The organism is Sphingobacterium sp. JUb56 (genome assembly GCF_014191365.1).
GTDB classification, from domain to species: Bacteria; Bacteroidota; Bacteroidia; order Sphingobacteriales; family Sphingobacteriaceae; genus Sphingobacterium; species Sphingobacterium anhuiense.
Genome location: NZ_JACHWL010000003.1, coordinates 72,380 through 95,305 on the forward strand (window position 1 = coordinate 72,380; position 22,926 = coordinate 95,305).

Below are 22,926 nucleotides of genomic sequence, written 5' to 3' on the forward strand. Positions count from 1 at the left end.
TATCAAAAATTTGATAGGAAATTCAAAACATAACTGTCAGATCACTACCAATTATTGACATGCTATTTATAGCAATTAACCAATAACTAAATTTCATGAAAAAAGCTTTTGTCTTTTATTCGTTGCTAATTTGCTGTGGCACTGGAAGTGTTACACATTCTAAAGCGAAGCCTTTTGAAGTCAGGAAAAGCCATTTACATGGTTGGAAACAAGGTAAGGATTCATCTTTATCGGATACACTTTCAAAAGACTCCATTGTTTACTATTCCTTGGATCCAGCAAGACCATTTTTGGGACGGGACACCGTTAATCTTGCGAACATTCAAAACAGGCCCTACTTGACTTTGGAGCAGATGCTAAAAGGTAATATTGCAGGTGTTTATGTGCAAGAGCCATCCGGAGAACCTGGTACCATTAAGCAGAATATGATGGTTAGGGGCTTAAGTAGGCCAATATTGTCAGCAGTAGATTTTAATAAAAGTAAACCATTGGTAGTGCTCAATGGGATCCCGTTGATTGATGATCCAAGTATTATTTATGACATCCAGAATTATAGCATACAACCCATCGGGTCTGCCACCAGTTTGAACAGTATGTTTGATTTGGACAATATTGAATCGATCCATGTGCTTAAGGATTATAGTACTTTGGCGATATACGGTCCCAGGGCTGTGAATGGTGTCATCTATATCACAACTAAAAATGCAAAAGCTGGCCAGCGAAAAATGAGTGTCAACGGACACTATGGTTTTGCCGAACCTTCAGGCGTAAGTACTATCAATGCCGAATTTGAAAAAACGTTTAGAGAACCTTTTTATAGACGGTATGCTACTTTGCAACAACAGAGTGCTTATCCGGCATATTTAAGTGATTCGTCCAATGTTAATTTTTACGGTCCGTCCAACTGGACAGATTCTTATTATCAGCAAAAACCCATTTATGCGATCAATGGCAGTTTAGAAGGGGGGTCTGAACGTGCCAATTTCCGTTTTTTTGGTAATTATAAAGGAGATGCAGGTGCTGCCGATGAAACGTCTTTAAAACGTTATCAAGCTGCTTTTTACCTTAATATGCAACCAGTAACTTGGTTGACTATTTCAAGTATGCTCCAAGGAACACGACTTGAAAGAGGTCGTAATCGTTCCATTATCGAACGATTGGGTGAAACGGCTTTCATTCCCGATTTATCAACTCCTATTGCCCCAAATAAAGATATGTATGGCTTATATCTTAACGAGTACAAAAAAACAATCGACGATAATGTAAATTCCAGTCTATTAGGTTCTTTCTCTCTGAATTTTGCAATACTTAAAAACCTCAACTTCTCCCCAAAAATTCATCTTGATTACAATGAAAATGTAAGAAATGTTTTCTGGCCGTCGACGTTGATGTCGGGCAACAATTATGTTTCTAATTATTTCGGTTATAACGAGCGTTTGGTCTTTGACAACTTATTGAATTATAAGTATGAGTTTGATACGGAAAAAAGTTTGTTGTTGGAAGGTGGCTTTAACTTCCAGGCAGATGCTCAAAAGTATAATTATATCCAAGGATATAAAGGACCAAATGATTTTATAAAGGTCAATGTGGTCGAAGGTAATTCCGATAAATCCAATTATTTAAAATCCGTAGGTTTCATTCCGTATTATTATCAAGATCGTATTGAGCACCGTTTGGCCTCGTTATATGCCCGAGCTACATACGAAAAGAAAGATGAATATCAATTATCGGCATTAATCCGTCACGATGGATCATCGGCAATACAGCCATCTAACCGTTGGTTCACCTCCTACACAGCAAGTACTGCATACAATTTAAATTATCTTATTAAATCTGACGCTTTTAATTTCTTTAAAGTGCTTGCTTCATGGGGCCGGATGGGTGATGTGCCGACAAATGATCGTGATGCAGCAGGACCTCAATATAGCTCTGAATTGGGCTGGAAGGGCAACAATAACATATTTTCATATAACGGCATAGGCACGATCTCAAGACCATACCAATCGGGCTGGATAGGATACGATTTGCCGTGGTCTTATACGGATCTGTTCAATGCCGGATTTGATATTGAACTACAGAATAAGCGTATCAGTGCTCGTGTGGAATATTACAATAAGAATAGTAAAGATGTAATTTTTGCAGTGCCAACTGTGGCTGAGTCTGGTTATCAATTTGAACGATTGAGTGGTATGGACATCAATAACCAAGGTATTGACTTAGCTGTTAATTTTAACTATCCCTCTCAAAATAATGGTTTTTCATGGAATGGGTCTTTCAATGTTTCCTATAACACAAATGCATTAAAAGCTTTGCCAAATGGATTACAAGAAGTAGAAATTGGCACTCGGAAATTAGAGGTAGGAAAACGTATCGATCAATTCTGGTTATTGCAAAACAAGGGAATCTATCAAAATGATGTTGATATACCCGTTGATCCCAAAAACTATAAAATTCTGACTTACAACGGTACAACCATGAAAGGTGGTGATCCGCGATGGGTAGATCAGAATGGAGACTACGACATCAACAATGATGATCGTAATTTAATGGGTAATGTCATTCCGAAATATACGGGAGGATTTTACAACAGGTTTGCTTACAGACAGATTGATTTTAGTTTCCTGCTTTATTTTAATCTAAAAAAAGATATCCTCAATGCGCAGGCAGCCCGTTATTTTGACTTTGCCAATCAAGATGAGGCGCATGACCTAAGTGCTGTCCGCGATATTACATATTGGGAAAAGAATTTTGATGAAAAAGCATACCCGATGTATAATCCCTGGTCGCCAGTTGCGCCTTATCAGGCTGAGCAGGATATGTTTATGGAAGATGGCTCATTCCTCAAATTGCGCAATATTACTTTAGGATATGATTTTACCAAGTTAGCGCAAGCAAATAATATCAAGTTTACCAAACTCTATTTGTACGCAACAGCAAGCAATTTATTGACCATCAGTAAATATTCAGGACGTGATCCAGAGTTAGTTGATTTTTATGGTTACGACAATGGACTTGGTTTACGCTTACCTAAAACATTCGTTTTAGGGTTAAAAATGGATTTTTAAGGAGAATAAGAACATGTTAACGATGATAAAGATCAATCGATATATGAGAAGAATAGCGGCGCCTGGGGCACTGTTATTTGGACTGGGCACACTAACATTATTGGGGGGCTGCAACAAAATGATGGATGTAGATTCTCGTCATATTGTCAATGAAGAAAATAAGTGGAAAGATATCAATGATGCGCGGGGTTCTCTAATGGGGGTATATGGTTTATTGCGCAGTGCCTTAGCTCAAGATAATGCCCACTGGATGTACGGTGAATTGCGAGGAGGGGATTTTACGGCTGTTAATAAACGAGATCTGGAAGTTATTATTTCAGGCGATTTAAATTCGTCTTATGCCTTAGTCCAAAATTTAAGTAACTGGCGTAAATTTTATGCTGTGATCAATGCCGCCAATTTATTCATTGAAAAATCAGGCCAGATTGTAACACTTGATGCACAGTATACCAGTTTAAATAATAAAATTGATGTTGCACAGATGCGTGTCATCAAGGGCTTCTGCTACTATTTATTAGCACGTACCTGGGGCGATGTACCTATCTGGGATAAAGCTTACGAAGGGAATTTTCCGAGCATTAAACAGTCTTCCGAAAAAGAAGTGTTGGCTTATGCTGAGCAAGAAGTAAAAGCGGCAAAGGATATTCTTCCATTTGTTTATGCCGACTTAACCGACCCAATTTATCCGGCACAGTATTATTTTGGTCAAGACCGCGCAGCTTGGAATGGCGTATTATTCAATAGATTGTCGGCAAATGCTATTTTGGCACATATCGCTGCCAGTTCCAACAATTATCTGGGAGCCTCTATTTATGCTGATTATGTGCTTACGAATGCCGGCAAAGGTGGTGCCGCATTTATTGAATCGAGCAACCTAACGAATGCGAATGGTTTCTTTTTCAATTCATCAAACTCGCAGTTGGTTGCTTTTCCTTTTAAATGGTCTGCTAATGAAGCTTCTTATCAAGGGCATCTTGAACAATTGACACTTGCAAGTCCTCTGGTTTCCAAGGCCATTCCAGATATCTACATCCCCACAGATCGTATTGTTCAAATATTTGATGAACCATCGGATGTTCGCTTTCAAATTACCAGTACTGGTGAACCGCAGTCCACTTACTTTTCAAATTTAGGAGGTTTATATCCCATTTTTAGTAAAATTAAAGTGATCCGAGAAGGAGTTTCCGGAGCTGACGGATCGCTCCCATTATTTAGTTCGGCGATTGTGTTCTCTCGATTGGAAGAGATTGCTCTGTTAAAAGCCGAATCGCTTGTTGTGCTTGGGCAGAATGATGAAGCAAAAGGATTATTGGATCAGGTTCGTAAAAGCCGTGGTTTAGCAGAAGCTCCTGCAGGGAATTTATTAGATCAGATTTTTTCGGAGCGCAGACGTGAGTTGATGGGTGAAGGGTGGAGATGGTATGATTTGGTGCGATATAATAAAATCAAACGAGACAATGCTGCTTTCAATACGTTGATCGATCAAAAAGGAATTTTTTGGCCAGTTGCAAAAGAAGCATTGAATAACAACAAAGCGTTGAAACAAAACCCTTACTGGTTGTAAAAACTACTATCATGAAAAATTATATTTTAATCGTTTTATTAGGATGTTGTACGCTATTCTTTTGGGCCAGCTGTACAAAAATGGATGGCTATTATGACTATCAGAATAGAGAAAATTTATTCAATGGTAATACCATTGAATACCTGGAATCCAAAACTCAGGTATACGATTCACTATTGAAAGTATTGAATCTGTATCCAGAACTCAAAGCAACTATGAAAACCGATAGTGTCACGTTGTTTGCTCCAACCAACTCATCGTTTCAATCGGCGCTTTATAACTTCAATCTTATTCGTAAGAATCAGAAAAAAGATCCCTTATATATTAAAGATCTTGATTTGGTGCAATTGGATACCGTGCTGAGTAAATACCTGGTTGGCGGTATTGTGACAACAGATTCAATGCTTTTTGTCGATGGACTTTTTATTAAAACATTGAAGATTAGTCAACCTATGCATGCGCAGCGTATCAAACAACAGGCTACAGGCTTGGTTGATGGCGGTTTGGTAACGGTTTTCTATAGTGATACAAAGGGATCGAATTTTAGTACTTATTGGACAAGATCAGCAACTCAAGCTGTTAATATCAAAACTACAAATGGCGTTGTACATATACTGTCTAACGGGCATGAGTTTGGTTTTGGTGAATTCTTAACCCGTTTTAATCGATAATTATGAAAAAAAGAACGATCACAAGGGGACTGCTTGGTTTGATAGCACTGGGTATGCTGGGGTGTAAAAAAAATTTCCCTTCCGATTTAGATGCCTTTAGTTTAGAAATGAATTTTTCAACAACTGAATTTCAACCCATACTAGGTCGTACTACCTCTTATACAAGTATTTTTAATGCAGATCAATCGACTATGCCGTTGACTTTTCGTATTTCAGATGTCCGAAATTATGAAGGGAAACCTGCTCCTGAGCTCCTGAAGCTTTTTCCTGTTTCGATTTGGAAGAGTCGCTATACAGGCGAGGAAAAATCATTGAACGAAATTCGTGCTAAGCGTGATACTGTCATGCGACCTCTATGGGAAATCGGCGAGCATTCAGGGAATCTAACTATGCATAGTGCCAGTAATGCCAATATATTGAAAACATACCCCGACTCGGGTTACTACTTTGATGTGGATGTAAGTAATAATGGTGGGCGTCGTTTTTTTAAGAATATGCGCCTGATTCCAAAGAAAGAAGAGTCTAGCGATGGCGGTTTTTTTATGTCAACGGGAGTTTTAGGCGACTCTACAAAAAATATATTGATACCTATACAAGTATGGTATCATAAAACCGGTGAAGGAAGTTCTATTTCATTCAAGGTATTAGGTCCTGATCTAAAACCGATCAAGCTTTCGCGTTTCAATGAGACTAATTGGGATGAACTTGTGCATGGTTTTAACAAAAAAATGTCCAGCGATTCCACAGTAGTTCGATATGATGTGGAATATCCAATGCCACTTGTACCTACTATTGCAACCAAATGGAACAGTGGTGATTTTGCAAAATCACAATTTCAATATTCGAGAATAGCACTAGGTGGGATTAGATTACAGAGCCGTATAAACATTTTTTACAGCATTTACGAAAAGGGAGATTGGGATGTGGTGATCTATTTTCCTGATGAGGCGCCATTATTTGATAACGACTAAGATTATTATATAAGATGAAAAAATATATATTGTTAAATTTTTTTATACTCTTTGTTTCGTTCCTGAGTGCACAAGACATGGTAGCTGTGTCTGGCTTTGTTCAAGATCAGCAAAATAGAGCTGGTGTTGCCAACGTAACCATTCGGTCCACAAAGCTAAACAAAGCAATTGGAACGACAGACAAAAAAGGATTGTTCAGAGTCAATGCTCCAGTCAATGATGTATTGGTCTTTACAAGCACGGGGTATACACAAGTAAAAGAGTCTTTGGAGGGAAAGAAAGCCTTCACCTTTACGGTTTATATGACTAGAGCTGAAAATAAGTTGAATGAGGTCGTTGTACAAGGATTTATGCAACGGAAACGCGAAACATTGACATCTTCTGCCATTACCATTGATGGGAAGCAACTTCAAGATAATCCAGTTTCCAATGTGACAGAGTTATTGCAAGGTAAAGTTGCAGGTATGAACGTTCAGGTTAGCAGTGGCCAGCCCGGTGTTCGTGCATCTGTTCTTGTACGTGGACTATCCAATATTTCAATGAGTGGGTCAGGTCAGGATGCTTTTCTGACACCGACTTCACCTCTATACATTGTTGATGGGGTTCCTGTCGATGACAATACCGACTTTCAATATGGGTTCAACAGTGCCGGCACTGGTATTAGTCCAATTTCATTGATTCCACCTGAAGATATTCAGTCGGTAGATGTGCTGAAAGATGCGGCAGCAACGGCATTGTATGGATCTCGTGGAGCATATGGTGTTATCCGGATTACCACAAAAAGAGGTTTGTCAAAGGTGCCTATTATTCAGTATTCTACCAATCAATTTTTTAAAGTACCACCCGAATTACGCTCTATTCTGGGCGGTCGTGGTGAACGTATGTCAAGAATCAATCAAGTGCTCAATTATGGGGAAAATTATTACCATGGTCGTGATTTGATTTTTGACAATCAGATTTTGTCCGATAGTTTAAATCCTTATTATAATAATGCCACAAACTGGCAGGACGTGTTTTATAAGTCTACCTATAGCCAGTCACATAACGTCAATGCCTCTGGTGGTGATGCAACTTTCAATTATAAGATTAACGGACAGTATTACAATGAGAAGGGGATCATTCAAAATACAGGTTTTGATCGCTATACCTTGAGTATGAATTCAGAATATCGCCCTAGTGACCGTTTCCGTATGTTTGTGAATATGTCTGGAAATATCGGACAACAAAAAACCGGAACGGGTACCTCTGTTTCGCAAGGAGGAGTGGCGAGCTCTTCTTCAGCATCCTCTTTATTGCCTGGACCAAGCTCAGCATTTGTAGATCCGACATTAGCAACATCCATACTCGGCCGCAATGACAATCGAACGACAGATGTGAAGTCCAATCTAGAGCTTGAGTACGAAGTAATTAATGGCTTACGTTTTAAAAATAACTTCAGCTATAACTATTCAGCAAATAGAACCGACAATTTTTCACCAGCGGTTTCCAATAACAACAATTCTAAATTATATAATTTCGATTCGCAGCGCAATACCATATATAATATGGGTCAAGTGACTTATCTCAAGGCTTTTGGTGAAGATGAGAAACATATTTTGACTACTTATATCTTAAACGAGATCAATGTCAACAATTCGATTGCTAAAGCGCAATTGAAAGAAGGATTTAGTAATGATCAGTTAGAAGGCCCCTTTAGTTTCAATGGTAGTTCAGCAAAAGGAGGTGTTCTCAATAATATGTCCGATGTCCGTTCGGTAGCTTTTGCAGGGGCGGCGAGTTATAATTATATGTCAAAATACATATTTGATGTTACGTATAGATTCGATAAGTCATCCACTGTAGGGCCCGATGTCGCGTGGCAGAAGAATCCATCCTTATCTGGCCGGTGGAATATCCAAAAAGAAAGTTTTATGGCCGATGCAGCCGACACATGGTTAGATTACCTATCGTTGCGTGCGGGTTGGGGAAAAAATATTGTCCCGACAGGTACGGTGTTCGATGCTAATGGTAAATATATATTTACAGGTGCATTTAACAATAATCCTACTATCGGTTTTAACTGGGGGCAGATGCCCAATAGCTTGTTGATTCCGTCAACAACAACATCAAGTAGCTTAGCGCTGGAAATGGGTATTCTAAAAAATAGAATTACAACTATTCAAGAATTCTATTACAAGCAGGTAGATAATATGTTGTGGGAAAGACCATTGGCAGATCACAATGCATTTAGTAATATCAAAACTAATGATGTCAGTATGGTCAATTATGGATACGAATTTACTTTTATGTTCAGACCATTGAGTAACCAGAGCAAAGTAAATTGGAATATTTCGTTAAATGGTGCTGTCAATCAGGATGTGTTGACGCGTTTACCTGACAATGCACGTCAATATATTGTTAAAGACGATTCCGGAAATGGATTTGATACCTACTACCGCTTAGGACGTAACAGCTTATCATATTTATTGTACAATTATAGAGGAACTTTTGCGGATGATGCTTCTGTTCCTGTCAATCCTGATACTGGCGAACCTTATAAAACAGTAAAGGATGGTACCACTTATTATTTTCAAGGAGGCGATCCTTTTTGGACGGATCTAAATGGTGATTATATCTTAGATGACCGTGATCGTGTGGTTGTTGGTAATGCTCAACCAAAGATTACTGGAGGACTTTCGACTTTTGTCCAGTATAAAGGGATGAGCATCAATGTTAACTCCTCATTTACTTTAAAACGCGATGTCATTAATGCGGCATTAGCGAGTCAGATGGGATCTTACGGCAACCCACTATTTGGGGATAATAATGGCCAAAAAGATGCCGCATTATTACCTCTAGATAAATACGACTTTTGGACTCTTGTAGGTAATAATAGTGAATGGCCAAATCCGTATGATTTTTTGCGCCGTAGTGGCGTACAGCCCTTCCGTCCTAATCAAACGTTGTTTTTAGAAGATGGATCCTATTGGAAAATCAATAGTATCACTTTAGCCTATAATTTCCCAAGGGAATGGACGCAACGTTATAAGATTACTTCTTTACGTGTTTTTGGGACGGCCAATAATGTGCATACCTTTTCAAAATATAGCGGCCCAAATCCAGAGGGAGTTACAGCAATGGGCTATGACCGATCGGATGGTTATCCTACACCAAAGACATATACATTGGGTTTAAATGTTCAATTCTAATCTTAAGAGCATGATAATTAACAAAATTACAAAATATACAATAGGGGTACTTGTTCTTTTTAGCCTGTTTGGCTGTAAAAAATTCTTGAATGTAGAGCCCATTGATAGCCTTTCAGGTAATAATTTTTGGCGTAATAAAGACGATGCAGAGACATTTACAAGGGAAGTTTATCGGCTCTTTCGTTCAGGTGTGGGTATTGATCGTCCCGTATTATTGATCGGAGATTTCCGTAATGCTCCTGTGTTGAAAACAGCGACTTTTCCTAACCGAAATGACATTAGTATCATTGGTCGTGGTGATATCCGCACTTTAGTCAACACCGTTAGACCAACACCAGGAACCGATGCTGAACGTTTCTGGACGTATAATGTGGAGTGGGATAAAGTTAGTGATTGGACACCTATTTATAGGGTTATTCAATCTGCCAATATTTTATACGATTTGGTGCCAAAAGTTGCTGAGAATGATCCTTCTTTTTCAGCTAATGAAGTGAAGAAGTATCAGGCAGAAGCTGTTTTTATGCGTAGCATGTCTTATTTTATTTTGATCCGATTATTCAGTGATGTGCCTTATTATACCAATTCTTATAATCAAGATGCTTTGCCGCGTACAAGTCATGTCGAAGTGGCAAAGAAATGTTTGGCAGATTTGGCTGAAGTAAAAGACGATTTACCTTGGACGTATAGCGATCCAGCAAATCGCGGTGTACGTGCCATGAGAGGATCTGCCTTGGCACTGATGATGCATCTTAATATGTGGCTGGCCGGATTTGACAAAGATAATGCAATGTCCTATTATACAGCAACAGATGTTTTAGGGGATGAGCTTTATCAAGAGGGGGCTGTAGTGGCCAATGCCTACGAACTGCTACCTATCGAACGGGTTGCCGAAGTTTTTAACGGTCGTTCCAGAGAAGGGTTATTTGAGATACCTAACAATGTAAATTATGGTGAATCGTATGGCAATCTACGGAAGACTTATTTTGCGCATGTACTTCATGCGCCTTATTTTTTATTGAATTCGACCACAACGAATTTAAGCGAGTTAACTTACGATCCTAATTATATGAAAACCATTTATCCCGACGGTCAAGAGGACGGTCGTATTAAAAGCTGGTTTACCGATTTGAAGGGTGAAAATTTCATGTACTCTGGCACCGGCGCCTTTACCTTCTTTAAGTTTTTCAATCTAGCATTAGGTTCTGGCAATACTGCTCAATCGTTGGGAAATTACCAGATTATATTTCGATTGGCAGATGCGGTTTTATTACAAGCTGAGGCCAATGCCAATCTTGGAAAAGATGGCAAAGCTACTGAGTTGTTGAATCTGATTAGGGGTAGAGCTAAAGCAGGGCTTTACCCTGCATCCAATAATTATGAAAACAACTTATCAGATGCCATTTATTGGGAACGCTGTAAAGAATTGATGGGCGAGGGTCATTATTACTATGATCTTGTTCGTACAGGAAAAATCTATGACCCGCTCTATAGTAGCAGAGCGATGAGCTATGCTGGTTTTGTTGCAGGTGGATGGACTTGGCCGATTAACCCCAAAGCGATGAATAATAATCCCTATATGACACTTAACGACTATTGGAAATAAGATAATCTCTACAATGATGAAAAATATACTATTTGGTTTATTGGTGCTGATAAGCGTGGTTGCATGTACCAATAAAGATTATTTTGAAGATACGGGTACACATGACCCAAAGTTTAATGGTAATATGATGGCCTATCTTGATGCTAAAAGTCAGCGTCCTGAAGATCCTTTTGATACCTTAACACAGGTGATCCGATATGCTGGGATGGAGGATATTTTTAAAAATGAACAGATCACCTTTTTTGCTCCTCCAGATCCGACATTTAGAAAAGCAATTGATGGGTTGAATACTTATTTGTATCAGCTCGGAAAAGATACAATTACTTCCTTTAAACAGGTTAAACCTGCAGTTTGGAAAAAAATATTGTCACAATACCTGATCAAAGGTGACTATGGTCTGATTGACTTCAGGCAAGTAGATACAACTGCGCTCTATGCATTCGGAGGTCAGATCTTTCAGTCCTATGATGAAACGGAATCTATTAATGTAGGTGTCGTGTACCACGATTTAAAAAATGGTGATGCCACCATAAAATATGGCGGAGCTAGACAGATTCTACTGTCGTATGTACCCGATTATTCAACCCCATCATCCGATTGGGTAAATACGTTCGTCTCATCGTCCAATATCAAACCGACCAACGGGCGGGTTCATGTGCTGAATTATAATAGACATCGGTTCGGCTTTGTTTACTCGCGTTTTATTGTAATGGCCATTGAGCATGGAATTGATTATACCAAGTAAGTTATGAAAAGAATGAAATTAACCAATAAGCTATTCGTGATGTTTGTCCTTTCAAGTGTCATATCCTGTAGCAATAAAATAGAATATGGACCAGATCCTTATGCAGGGGGTAAGGAGCCCTTAGATGTTGTTTTTCAGGAAGGTACACCTAGTCCTTCGCAAGCGAAAGTAGGTAGTACTGTGGTGTTTAAGGTCAATGGTCTTTTGAAATATAAAGATCAGATTAAATTTTACATCAATAACGTTGAGTCAGATATCGTAGATATCACTGATTCGACCTTGACCAGCGTGGTTTCAGAGAATACGAGTACTGGAGGGGTCAAAGCGGTTGTAAATGGGCAAGTATTTGCAGGACCGAATTTGCCTATTATCGGTAAATTAGGAATCGATCTTACCTTCCAGTCTGGTGTAGGATCCAATGGACCTCTATTTTCGATTGCTAAGTTTAGCAATAATCAAATTTTTATTGGTGGTATGTTTTCCGATTATAACGGAAATGGAGCTTCCTCCAAGATTTCGGGTTTAGCACGAATCACCAATGCCGGTGAATTTGTTCGAGGAATGAAATTTGGACAGGGTGTCACGGGTAATGTTAACAGCATGAACGAACTTAACGATGGTAATATCCTGATTTCAGGAGGCTTTCAACGTTATGATACCGTTAGCATGATTAAAAATATGACCACCATCAGTTCAGTAGGAGCATTGCTTGTCAAGTCAACGCCGATATTAAATTTGACGGACGATCCGAACAAAAGCAATATCATCGTTCCGGCATTTAATGGCGGTTCAGAAACATCGATTTTAAAGACTTTTGTTCAGAATAATAAAGTAACCATCGTTGGAGGATTTAAAACCTACAGCAGTAATTATTATGCTCGTTCTACTTACGATAATATTTTAACTGATTTCTTTGGTATGAATGGTGTCATTCGGATGAATATGGATGGGTCACTGGATTCTACTTATTTTGTTGATCATAAAAGTATTCCCAAAAGAAGCTATGCAGGGGTTAATGGATCCATTTTCGATGCACATCTCCAGTCTGATGGTAAATTAGTGCTAGTCGGTGTATTTTCAAATTTTAACGGTAGTAATGCGGCAAACGGAATTGTCAGACTTAAAGATGATGGGACGTTTGACAGTAGTTTTCAAACAGGTTCAGGAGCTAATGGGACCGTGTTTGATATCAGTTATGTTAAAGAAACTAAAAAATATATTCTCACAGGAAATTTTACCAGTTTTAATGGAGTGCCAACAAATGGTATCGTGGTTATCAATCTAGATGGTTCGGTAGACAAAAGTTTCCAAAGTAAAGGTTTTACGGGGGGTAATCCTTCTTATGCGGTACAATTAAGTAATGGACTTATTGTAGTTACTGGCACATTTAAAACTTATGATAATATTATCCGTGAGGGTTTGCTGGTTTTAAATGCAGATGGAACGCTCGCGCAAGATTATAATAATACGGGGCGTTTAGTCGGTACAGTCAATGATTCTTTAGAGGGTACTAATTCCTTAGGTCAACGTACATTGACACTGGTCGGAGGTTTCACCTCCTTTAATGGGAAGAGCAATCTAGGAAACATTGTTCGTTTGACCATTTTAGACTAACAAACTAATAGACCCATTATTCAAGAGAAATAAACATATAGGATTATGTGGAAGAACTATAAAAACTTTGGGATAATCGCACTCTTAGCGGTTCATCTCACCAGCTGTAATAAAGACTTAGACAATAAGTTGGACTTTGACCAAAATCCGTCCGATCTTCAGATTCAGGCCAATCAATACAAGATAGCCTACATTGTTGTGGAAGGAGCTGTTGGTACCGTCGTGGGTAACGAGGCGACAGATTACGGTAATATGCCAAATTTAGCGGCGATGACTTTAAATTCAACTTTTAGTTGGAATTCGGTGAGTAATGAAAATGGACTATTAACGAGCAATTATGCCGATTTGTTAACGGGTACAGAAATTACTAAACATCAAGTAATCAACGAGCAAGCAACTGGAAATAATTTGGCAAATTATCCAACACTATTTAAACGGATCAAACAATATACAGATGCGCGTACCGCCCTGGTAAGCAACAGTGATGCGGTACAGCTTCTTGTTGAAACAGGATCTTTGGATCTGAATAAACAAGTGGCATCTGATGAAGAGGTATTGGTACATGCGAAGGAAGAATTAAAGCGAGAAGAGGTCGGGGTTTTGGTGGCAACTTTCTCTGATGTTCAAAAAGCGGGAAGGCAATTTGGTTTCGGCCCCAAAGTAGCTGGATATGTGCAGGCATTGCATACTTTCGATCAACGTTTAGGAGATTTGATGACCACCATTAAAGCGCGTCGAGGTTATAAAAATGAAAAATGGTTGGTTGCAGTTGTATCTAGCAATGGTGGGGATTATACCTTAGATCCTGCATTACAAGACGGGAGTATTTATGCAATACCTGCACGAAACAACTTCGCATTGATGTACAATAGCGATTTTACCTATAAACTTGTTGAGAGAATGGAAACAGCAGATCCGTCGTGGATCTCGTCTGCGGCGACGTATGTGAGTAATGGAACTGCAGCAAATCAGGTATATGGTAAGATGTCAGCATCAGACAGTAAACTTTATGATATTGATAAGTCAAAAGAATATACGATTCAGTTGAAGGTTAAATTTTTGCAATTTGGGGGCTATAATACGACACTTCTAGGTAACCGATCAAGTACGAGTGGTGGTGAAGCTGGCTGGGCATTTTTAAATGGTTACAGTAGTACCAATGATGAATCGAGTGCTAATATTCGTCTAAAAGTAGCCGGTACAACTGCTTATTTCACCCAAAAGTTAGAATTAAATAGCTGGTATACCTTGACAGGTCGTTTCTTTCAGCAAGAAGGTAAACAGTTTATGACTATTTATGTCGATGGCGTAGCTGGCGAAACCAAAGATATCTCAGGTGTTAGCGGTATTGGATCAGGTGTATTCCAATTGGGCTACGGTTCTGGATTTATTAAGGATACTCAAAAGCACATGATTGGCGATGTCCGTTTTTATAATACGGCACTTCCTGTTGCTCAGATCCAGAGTAACTATTGTACAACGATGTCTACGGCTTTGTCCGATGCATATTACCCCAATCTGATCGGTTACTGGCCTGCTAATGATGAAGCTGCAGTAATCCGCGATCAAAGTCCAAGCCGACGTAATTTTACTATGGTGGGTCCATTTGCTTTTACCAGTTTCTCTGAGAGAGCCGGTAATCTATGTCCAACATTGCCCGATTATTTAGAACGTTACGTGATTCGTTCGGTCGATATTCCTAAAATGGTATACAACTGGTTGGGTATTATTGAGGTTGGGCAGTTTAATTTGGATGCACAAAGTTGGGCTCCAGCATTTTCAAATCAATAAAAAACTAAAAGATGAAAAGGCAATTATTATTTTGTTTTTCTTGTGCAGTAACTTTGGTCCTGAACTATTCTTGTTCCAAAGATTACGGGTACTTATTTGATAATGGATATTCATCCGGAGAATATACCGATACTGTTGGTGCTGCCATTGATACCAACCGTTTTAAGATCGACTATTCAAAATATACCCAAGCACGTGTTTTTCCGGGTTTGATCGGTGATAAGGAACCGCGTTTGGAAAATTATAAGGTGACGATTGATCTTAATTTTGATGAAATCAGATCCTCCGATTTACGTATTTCAGTTGCTCCAGGCAATTGGCAGAGTACCAGTATGTATGCACCCGCAGGTGAACTTATTGTCATTGAGGTGCCTGCAGGTATCTATGGACTTACCGCTCAGATCGGTGCGCATACACATAATAGTGCAACAGGTATTCCTGCTCCTCAGCGTGATTTGCAAGTCGCTTCACGCCAAGTGTTGTTTCCCGGTAAAAATTACCTACGCAACCTATATGGCGGCTTGATTTACATCCTTCCTTCTAGTCCTTTAGGACGTACCGCCGATCTTCTTTTTTCTGGTGTTGTACAGGCTCCAAGTTTCAAATTGGGCGAATCGACCGATGCAGAATGGTTGGATAAGGTTTCCAAATCAACAGTTCCTTGGTTTGAGCTGGAAGGAAAACGCATGGTATTAACCCTAGAAACCGCCAAGCTTAAAAAGTTTCCTTTACTTAATCCTACCGCTTTGATGACTAAATGGGATGAAATGATCCAAAAAGCATATTGGGATTGGACGGGTATGACAGAAGGAAATCCAGACGTCCGCCACCGTGCCCCATTCAATAAATGGCGTATTGTTCATGAAGTACTTTTCAAAGCTGGTGTAGCGCAGTCGTCCGGTTATCCTGTTCATGCCCGTAATAGTGATGAATATTTTAGACAGGCTACGAGTTTACAATCTGTAATGACGCAAAATTGGGGTACTTATCATGAGCTGGGACACAATATGCAACAGGGAAGTACTTGGAATTTCGATGGCAATGGAGAAGTGACCAATAACCTTTTCAGTTTTAAGATGGCTTGGGTTAATGGGCAGCAACATACTAAGATAGCCGAAGTTTGGCCTACAGGACAGGCTTGGATTACTTACTCCGCACCTGTTGGCAACACTGATGCGACCAAAACAAAGACATGGGCCAATATGGAGAACATTTCCAAAAATCATAACGATGCTAAACTCATCATGTATGCACAGATTTTTGAAAAATATGGATATGAATTCATGACATATTTGTACACGAGAGCACGAAATGCGCGGTTTACATCGGCCAATAACCAGTCTAAAATTGACTTTTTCTATGAGTCCTTATGCGAATATACAAAAATGGATATGGAGCCATTTTTATCGATTGGTTGGGGTATCAAGGTCAGTGACGTGTCCAAACGTTATGTGGTAGAAGAATTGAAATTACCTTTATTGAATCAATATTTCTGGCTTTATAATCCGGTAACACATACGGGAGGTGAAAATGCTTATTACCCAGAACTTCCAAAAACGGGATGGATCGCTACCGCCAGTAATAATCAAACAGATGCGAGTAATACATATGTGCCTTCAAAAATGTTAGATGGTGATATTAGTACATTTTGGTCATCCTGTTGGAATGCGACTTGTACCGGAGCCGCATTTTCCTCACCTACATGGACGATAACAGTACAGACAGGTGCAAATAGCATCGTTGCTAATGGCATTTCACTGTCTATCCGTCAGGTAGCTAATCATGCCAATCATTTCAAAAAATTTAGTTTAGAATTAAGTGAAGACAATGTTTTTTGGCAACCTGCGGGAACGCACAATATGACCCGAGATTTATTTAAGCAATATTTTTTCTTTAATTCTGAAACGAAAGAAACGAGGACCTTTAAATATGCTCGTATCAAAATTAACAAGGCCGATTTGTTCACACCAACAGATTATGCTTCGATTGCTGAGCTTGGTTTTATTAATGTGACACCCTAAAAAGACTACTTTATGAAAATGAATTCTTATAAAATACAGCTCTTATTGCTTACGGTGATCGTAGCGTTCACCAGTTCCTGTAAAAAGTATTTTGATCCTCCTCTAATATTCGAAAAAGAAGAATCAAGACCTGCCGTAAAAGATCGGAAAGTTTTGCTTTTGGTGATCGATGGACTTTCAGGTCGTGAGTTGGCCAAAGAAGTTCCTGCTACAATTAAGAGCCTATTGCCACATGCTAAATATACTTTCCGTGCATTTGCAGATGCAAATACGGGCGATGCTTCTACGTGGACATCGTTATTAAGTGGTAAAAATAGTGCCAATCATGGTGTTTTTGGCAATAGTTTCGAAGAAGATATCGATGAAGATGATCCACATGGCAATAATTCGACTGCTGTTGAAGGTTTTTTTACCATCTATCAAAGATTGCTGGAAACAGGTCGTACTTTAAAATCATTGGCGGTGTCCGATTATGGCGCTATGCAAGATCGTTTATTGGGGCTGGCAGATACGAAGATTATGGTAGGCAATGATCAATTGGTTCGTGATAGCGCAGTTGCAGCATTAAAACGAGGCCCTGCAGAACTTGCGTTTGCTACAGTCAATTTTAGAAGTGTCAATGAGGCTGGTCTTCAAGGCGGTTTTAGCTACGAAAATGCTGGTTATAAAGCTAATTTGACGACTGTAGATGGTTATATCGCAGAAGTCCTTGCAGCTTTAAAAGAACGCAAGAACTATGCTACTGAGGATTGGTTGGTTATTGTTACATCCAATCATGGAGGTTTGGAAAATGGTTATGGCGGTGCTAGTATGCCAGAACGGGAGATTCCGATGATTTTCTACAATGAAAATTTTCAGGAAACGCATATTAAAGATGCAGATGTGACCAATTCTTTGACGTTAAATAATAAAGGTGCGACTTATATAACTCCAACTATTTCGGCCGCGAACTCAGCTCTTTACGACATCAAGGATGGTCAGGAGTATACCATTATGTTTAAGGTAAAAAATTACGTAAAACCAGGAGGGACAAGCCATCAAGTTATTTTAGGTAGAACCTCTCACGCCTACAGTTCCAATAGAGGCTGGCATTTTATGCTGGAAGGTGCTACTACAGGAAAGTATCGAGCGCTACTTGGTGATGGTGGGGGGCAGTTACAAATTGTAGGTCCAGTTGCAGGTGCAGTGAATACCTGGGAAACAATAGCCTTAAAGATCTACAATAAAAGCGATGGTAAACGTTATGCGACTTTATACGTAGACGGGGTGGCAGGAACGGAAAAAGATGTTACTACAGACCGTAAAAGTTTTCAGACAGCGGCCAATTTTATTTTAGGTTCGGGCAATGTAGCTTCAATTGGTACTTTCAATGGTGACATTAATAATTTAGTATTCGTTAACAAAGCATTGACTGACGAAGAAATCAGCGATTTTACTTGTCATGCCGCGCTAGATGATAAGACGAGTTATTGGGGTAATGTCAAAGGATTTTGGAAAGCAGACGAGGGGTATGGATATAAAATCAACAATAGTGCGACGGGTAGTGATAGTAATACTGCTTTTACATTCGATAAATCAACTGCCGTCTGGAAATTACAAGATCAGTGGAACTGTCTTTCTGACCAGGACAAGAAGATGCAGTTTGTTATGAATAGTACTGATGCGGCATCGCAGATTTACTACTGGCTGAATATTCAACCGGCAGAATCATGGAAACTAGCAGGAAAGGTTTTCTTGAATAATTACGAAACGGAATTTATTAAATAATCTATTCAAGCCTATTTTGTGAAATGAAAAAAAATATTTTTTATACCATCTTCTGTGCACTTATTACACTAGGTGCATGTAAGCGGGATGATTTTTGGAATCAGACTACTGAAGTTAATCGGGGTACAATTTCCGGTATATTGACCAATACGGATGATAATAGTGCGTTCAAAGGTGTTAAAATTTTATTTGAGCGTCAGACAAAAGGTGACGGTAGTCGTACTTTTGTCGATACCGTAGCTACAGATGCGCAAGGGAGTTTCAAATATGAAGTTCCTTATCCCAATAAAGTTAAAGTATCGATTCGAGATACAGGTCGTTATCATTTGGATGAAACTTATGTAGAGTTGACCGAAAAGAAAGATTATCCTATTCATCTAAAAAGCTTTCCAAGATTTGGGGAGAGTAGTATTGAAGTATTGTTACAGGATGAAAATAACCAACCTGTTGAAGGTGCCCGGATTGCATTGTTAGTTAGAGAATCTGCTAATGAATCCTATTCTGTTGTTGATACAATCCATACATCTGTTACGGGAAAAGTTTTATTTGACAAGATCGCTTTTCCGGTACAGTATAAAGTACGTATTGCTGAAAGAGGTGCCGCCTATGATTTGGATTCTTTGGAAGCACGTCTCTTGTCTAAAGACAAAGACCAACAGGTGCTCTCTACTAGAAAAAAGTTTGGACAAGGTGATCTTACCTTAAAAGCCAATTATTTTTATTCTCAAAAAATTGCAGACTTCGAATCTGTTACATATAAGTATAGAAGTATTCTGGAAGATGACTTTGGGCAAGAACAAACCGTAAGGCTAACTTCAAGTGGTGAATTACTGTTGCCAAAGTTAAATTACCCGGGAACTTTAATTTTAACATCCAATGCGGATACGAAATTACCATTTCATGGACTCAGATTGGAACTGGAAGAAAAAGATTTCTTAGGAACATTTAAAGTAGAGTTTAAAGATGTCAAACCACGTTATTCAGTGCCCAATTTCAATAATTTGAAGGTCTCTACTTTGAATCTGGGAACGATTAATGCAAAAGGGGCTCAAGCGGTTACAATGGATAACGATGGTAATTTGTATATTGCAGATGGCACTCTAAATCAGTTGATTAAGCGTGATGTTTATGGCCATAGTATTGTTGTAGCTGGTTCTGGGGCAGCAGGTTCCATTGATGGTGCAGCACTCTCAGCTACCTTTAATGGCTTATGGTCCGTTGCACTTGATTCAAGCGGAAACATTTATACGGTGGATGCGGCTAATGTTTCTGGAGCGCATAAAGTTCGAAAAATAAGCAAAAATACAAATGGCGAATATGTCGTGAGTACACTAGCCGGTTCAGGTAGCGCAGGAGGTGATAATGCGAATGGTACTGCAGCTACTTTCAATCGTCCTACAGGCCTGGTATTTGATAAATTCAGGAACTGTTTATATGTATCAGAATGGTTGGGTAACCGTGTTCGCAAGATAGATCTAGCGACTTCCAGTGTCAGTACTTTAGTTGGTTCCGGTGTTGCAGGTTTGACAGAAGGAATTGGAATAGTTGCGCAGGTGAATTATGCACATGCACTTTCGTTAAGTTCTGACGGAGCTTATTTATATATTACACATTTCAATGGAGCAGGATTATCTCGAGTAAGATTGAGTGATAATTATCAAGAAGTAATGACAAAGAGTTTAAATCAACCTAGAGGGGTTTTTGTTACTTCAGATCATCAGGTTGTTGTTTCAAATAGTGGTGCTCATAAATTAGTTTTATTGTCACAATTAGCATCAAATTCCAATAGTGTATTGACTACAATTGCTGGTACAACTGCTGGAACAAGTGATGGTGATGCTCTGTCTGCCAAATTTAATTTCCCTTTTGGTATGTACTATGATCAATGGACGGGAAATTGGTACATCGCAACATCTTCAAATGGAGCTGGAGCGGGTAGTGTGCGGGTGATGCGTTCTGCAGATTTAGATTAGATTTTTATATCTACCTGTTTAAAAAGTGGAGGATCCGTTCTCCACTTTTTTATTTTTTAGGTATTGCGCTATTTTCTCTTTTTCATTACTTTTTAAAATTAGAAAGATGTTGTAATTTCTTCCTTCCGATAAAAATTTCTAACTTTAAAATCACTTATAGAAATCTAGATTTAAGAAAACCATATGTTAGGCCATTCTCCATCACCATTTTCCTGGGAAGAATTACGCTATGCAATTGCTATGGAGCGCGATGCTCTGGCATTCAAGAAACTTTTCTTACAATTTTATAAAGATTTAAAAATATTTGGAATGGGTATGGTCAAGTCCGGTCCTGTGGTAGAAGATATTATTGCTGATATTTTTCTAAAAGTGTGGTCATTAGAGGCTGGCCTAATGCAGATTGATCAGATAAATACCTATTTATATAAGGCTGTCAGAAACAATGCGATCAAGTATCTGGGAAGATTACCTTTGCAAGTTGATCTATCTGAAATCATCAATTTTGAATATCATGTTCTTACTCCTGAACAGGTTTATATTTCCCAGGAGCATATTACGTTGATAGAAGCCGCAATTGCCCAATTGCCTTCTAAATGTCGGATGGCTTTTACTTTAGTTAAAGATCTGGATTGTAGTTATAAAGATGCGGCTGAGATTATGGATATCAGCGTCCATACAGTTGATCGGCATATGCAGCTTGCTCTAAAAAGATTAAGAGAAGTATTAGGAAATAAAAATATTACTTTGAATTACAGTGGTTTGTAAAAAAAAATAAAAAGCCATTGGTGGTTTCTTGTTGGATCTGGATCATTAAAGTAAGATCAGCAAGTTTATGGAGCAAGACCAATTTATTACCTTACTAAATAAGTATCTTCAAGGGCAATTGTCCGTTGAAGAAAATCGCCAATTTCAGTATCTGCTCCAATCTGACCCTAAAAATCAGGTCCTGTTTGATTTTTTACGCATTAAACCAAGCCATAAAGAACAAGTAGACAACTCTGAACTAGTTTTTCAATCTATTTTAAATAAGATTGAAAGTTCTGAAACGACAACATTATCGATGAACTCTCTCGATGAGAATAGTTTTAGAGAACAAAACCACCTTTTCCCCATTAAAAAACCTTGGTATCAAAATTATAGGAGTATAGCCGCAGTTCTGCTGCCACTATTTTTGATCCTTTCATTGTGGATTTATAATTCGCAGACACAAACACGATTTACTGAGCAGTATAGCAGCAAAAAAGGTGAAAAGAAAATTATTAATTTATCGGATGGTACGACTGTCTGGTTAAATGGGGACAGTAAGCTATTTCTTGAACAATCATTTGGGAAAGCGGAGCGCCGTGTTAAGCTAGAAGGAGAAGGCTTTTTTACCGTGGCTCATGATCGCTCACACCCGTTTATTGTTGAATTTAGGAATTCAGAGGTAAAAGTCCTGGGTACACGTTTTAATATCCGTGCTTATCCCGATGAGGACAAAACAGAGACTTCGCTTGTGGAAGGTTCTATTGAATTGAAAGCAGACCGTCAGGTTAAATCTTTAATGCTTAAGCCCGGAGATAAGATTGCACTTTTCCCAACAAAAGTAGGACCTGTCATTCAAACAGACCCCAAGCCTAAAATCCAGGTACAGCACTCCACTTTAATTATTTCAGAGGGTGAACAGGCTCCTTCTGAAACGCTATGGATGTATAACAAGCTGTCTTTTAATGCTGATCCAATGTCATTAATTGTGTCTAAGTTAAGCAAATGGTATAATGTTTCTATTCAGATTGAAAACCCTGCATTAGAACAATTTACTTTCAGTGGGAATTTGGAAGGATATAGTCTTGATCAGGTTCTGGCTCTTTTGAAGCAGGCCAATCCAAGTATAGAAATTAAGAGACAAAATGAATCAATTATATTACAATAAACCCTAAATCATATGCTATATAACAATACTTAAATACCACA

The 22,926-nt window shown here is 38.8% G+C and carries 14 protein-coding genes; all 14 read left to right on the top strand.

What is annotated here, in order from left to right:
• Positions 1 to 95 precede the first annotated feature (95 nt).
• Positions 96 to 3,065 (top strand): SusC/RagA family TonB-linked outer membrane protein, encoded by a 2,970-nt coding sequence (locus tag FHR29_RS24640; RefSeq protein WP_183917916.1) that lies wholly within the window; start codon positions 96 to 98, stop codon positions 3,063 to 3,065.
• Between the two features lie 43 nt (positions 3,066 to 3,108).
• A complete protein-coding gene (locus FHR29_RS24645; RefSeq protein WP_259194389.1) occupies positions 3,109 to 4,629 on the top strand; it encodes a RagB/SusD family nutrient uptake outer membrane protein in 1,521 nt (506 codons plus the stop codon).
• 11 nt (positions 4,630 to 4,640) lie between these two features.
• A complete protein-coding gene (locus tag FHR29_RS24650; RefSeq protein WP_183917918.1) occupies positions 4,641 to 5,300 on the top strand; it encodes a fasciclin domain-containing protein in 660 nt (219 codons plus the stop codon).
• A gap of 2 nt (positions 5,301 to 5,302) precedes the next feature.
• On the top strand, positions 5,303 to 6,271 hold the full coding sequence (locus FHR29_RS24655; protein ID WP_132844294.1) for a DUF5007 domain-containing protein: 969 nt from the start codon (positions 5,303 to 5,305) through the stop codon (positions 6,269 to 6,271).
• Positions 6,272 to 6,285: 14 nt separating this feature from the next.
• Positions 6,286 to 9,459, top strand: a complete 3,174-nt coding sequence (locus FHR29_RS24660) for a SusC/RagA family TonB-linked outer membrane protein (protein WP_183917920.1) — start codon at positions 6,286 to 6,288, stop codon at positions 9,457 to 9,459.
• Positions 9,460 to 9,469: 10 nt separating this feature from the next.
• Entirely contained in the window at positions 9,470 to 11,062 is a 1,593-nt protein-coding gene (locus FHR29_RS24665) for a RagB/SusD family nutrient uptake outer membrane protein (RefSeq protein ID WP_260292932.1), read from the top strand.
• Positions 11,063 to 11,075: 13 nt separating this feature from the next.
• On the top strand, positions 11,076 to 11,807 hold the full coding sequence (locus tag FHR29_RS24670) for a fasciclin domain-containing protein (protein ID WP_260292935.1): 732 nt from the start codon (positions 11,076 to 11,078) through the stop codon (positions 11,805 to 11,807).
• Positions 11,808 to 11,810: 3 nt separating this feature from the next.
• Positions 11,811 to 13,421 carry a DUF5008 domain-containing protein gene (locus FHR29_RS24675; protein WP_183917924.1) on the top strand — a complete coding sequence of 537 codons (1,611 nt, stop codon included), beginning with the start codon at positions 11,811 to 11,813 and terminating at the stop codon, positions 13,419 to 13,421.
• 45 nt (positions 13,422 to 13,466) lie between these two features.
• On the top strand, positions 13,467 to 15,212 hold the full coding sequence (locus FHR29_RS24680; RefSeq protein WP_183917926.1) for a LamG-like jellyroll fold domain-containing protein: 1,746 nt from the start codon (positions 13,467 to 13,469) through the stop codon (positions 15,210 to 15,212).
• Between the two features lie 11 nt (positions 15,213 to 15,223).
• The gene (locus tag FHR29_RS24685; protein ID WP_183917928.1) at positions 15,224 to 17,233 is read left to right on the top strand and encodes a M60 family metallopeptidase; all 2,010 of its coding nucleotides are present in this window, start codon (positions 15,224 to 15,226) and stop codon (positions 17,231 to 17,233) included.
• Positions 17,234 to 17,245: 12 nt separating this feature from the next.
• Positions 17,246 to 19,000 carry a LamG-like jellyroll fold domain-containing protein gene (locus FHR29_RS24690; protein ID WP_183917930.1) on the top strand — a complete coding sequence of 585 codons (1,755 nt, stop codon included), beginning with the start codon at positions 17,246 to 17,248 and terminating at the stop codon, positions 18,998 to 19,000.
• A 23-nt stretch (positions 19,001 to 19,023) separates the two neighbouring features.
• Complete coding sequence (locus FHR29_RS24695) at positions 19,024 to 20,973, top strand: hypothetical protein (RefSeq protein WP_183917932.1); 1,950 nt, start codon at positions 19,024 to 19,026, stop codon at positions 20,971 to 20,973.
• Positions 20,974 to 21,156: 183 nt separating this feature from the next.
• Positions 21,157 to 21,738 (top strand): sigma-70 family RNA polymerase sigma factor, encoded by a 582-nt coding sequence (locus FHR29_RS24700; RefSeq protein WP_132844281.1) that lies wholly within the window; start codon positions 21,157 to 21,159, stop codon positions 21,736 to 21,738.
• Positions 21,739 to 21,805: 67 nt separating this feature from the next.
• Positions 21,806 to 22,885 carry a FecR domain-containing protein gene (locus FHR29_RS24705; protein WP_183917934.1) on the top strand — a complete coding sequence of 360 codons (1,080 nt, stop codon included), beginning with the start codon at positions 21,806 to 21,808 and terminating at the stop codon, positions 22,883 to 22,885.
• Positions 22,886 to 22,926 lie beyond the last annotated feature (41 nt).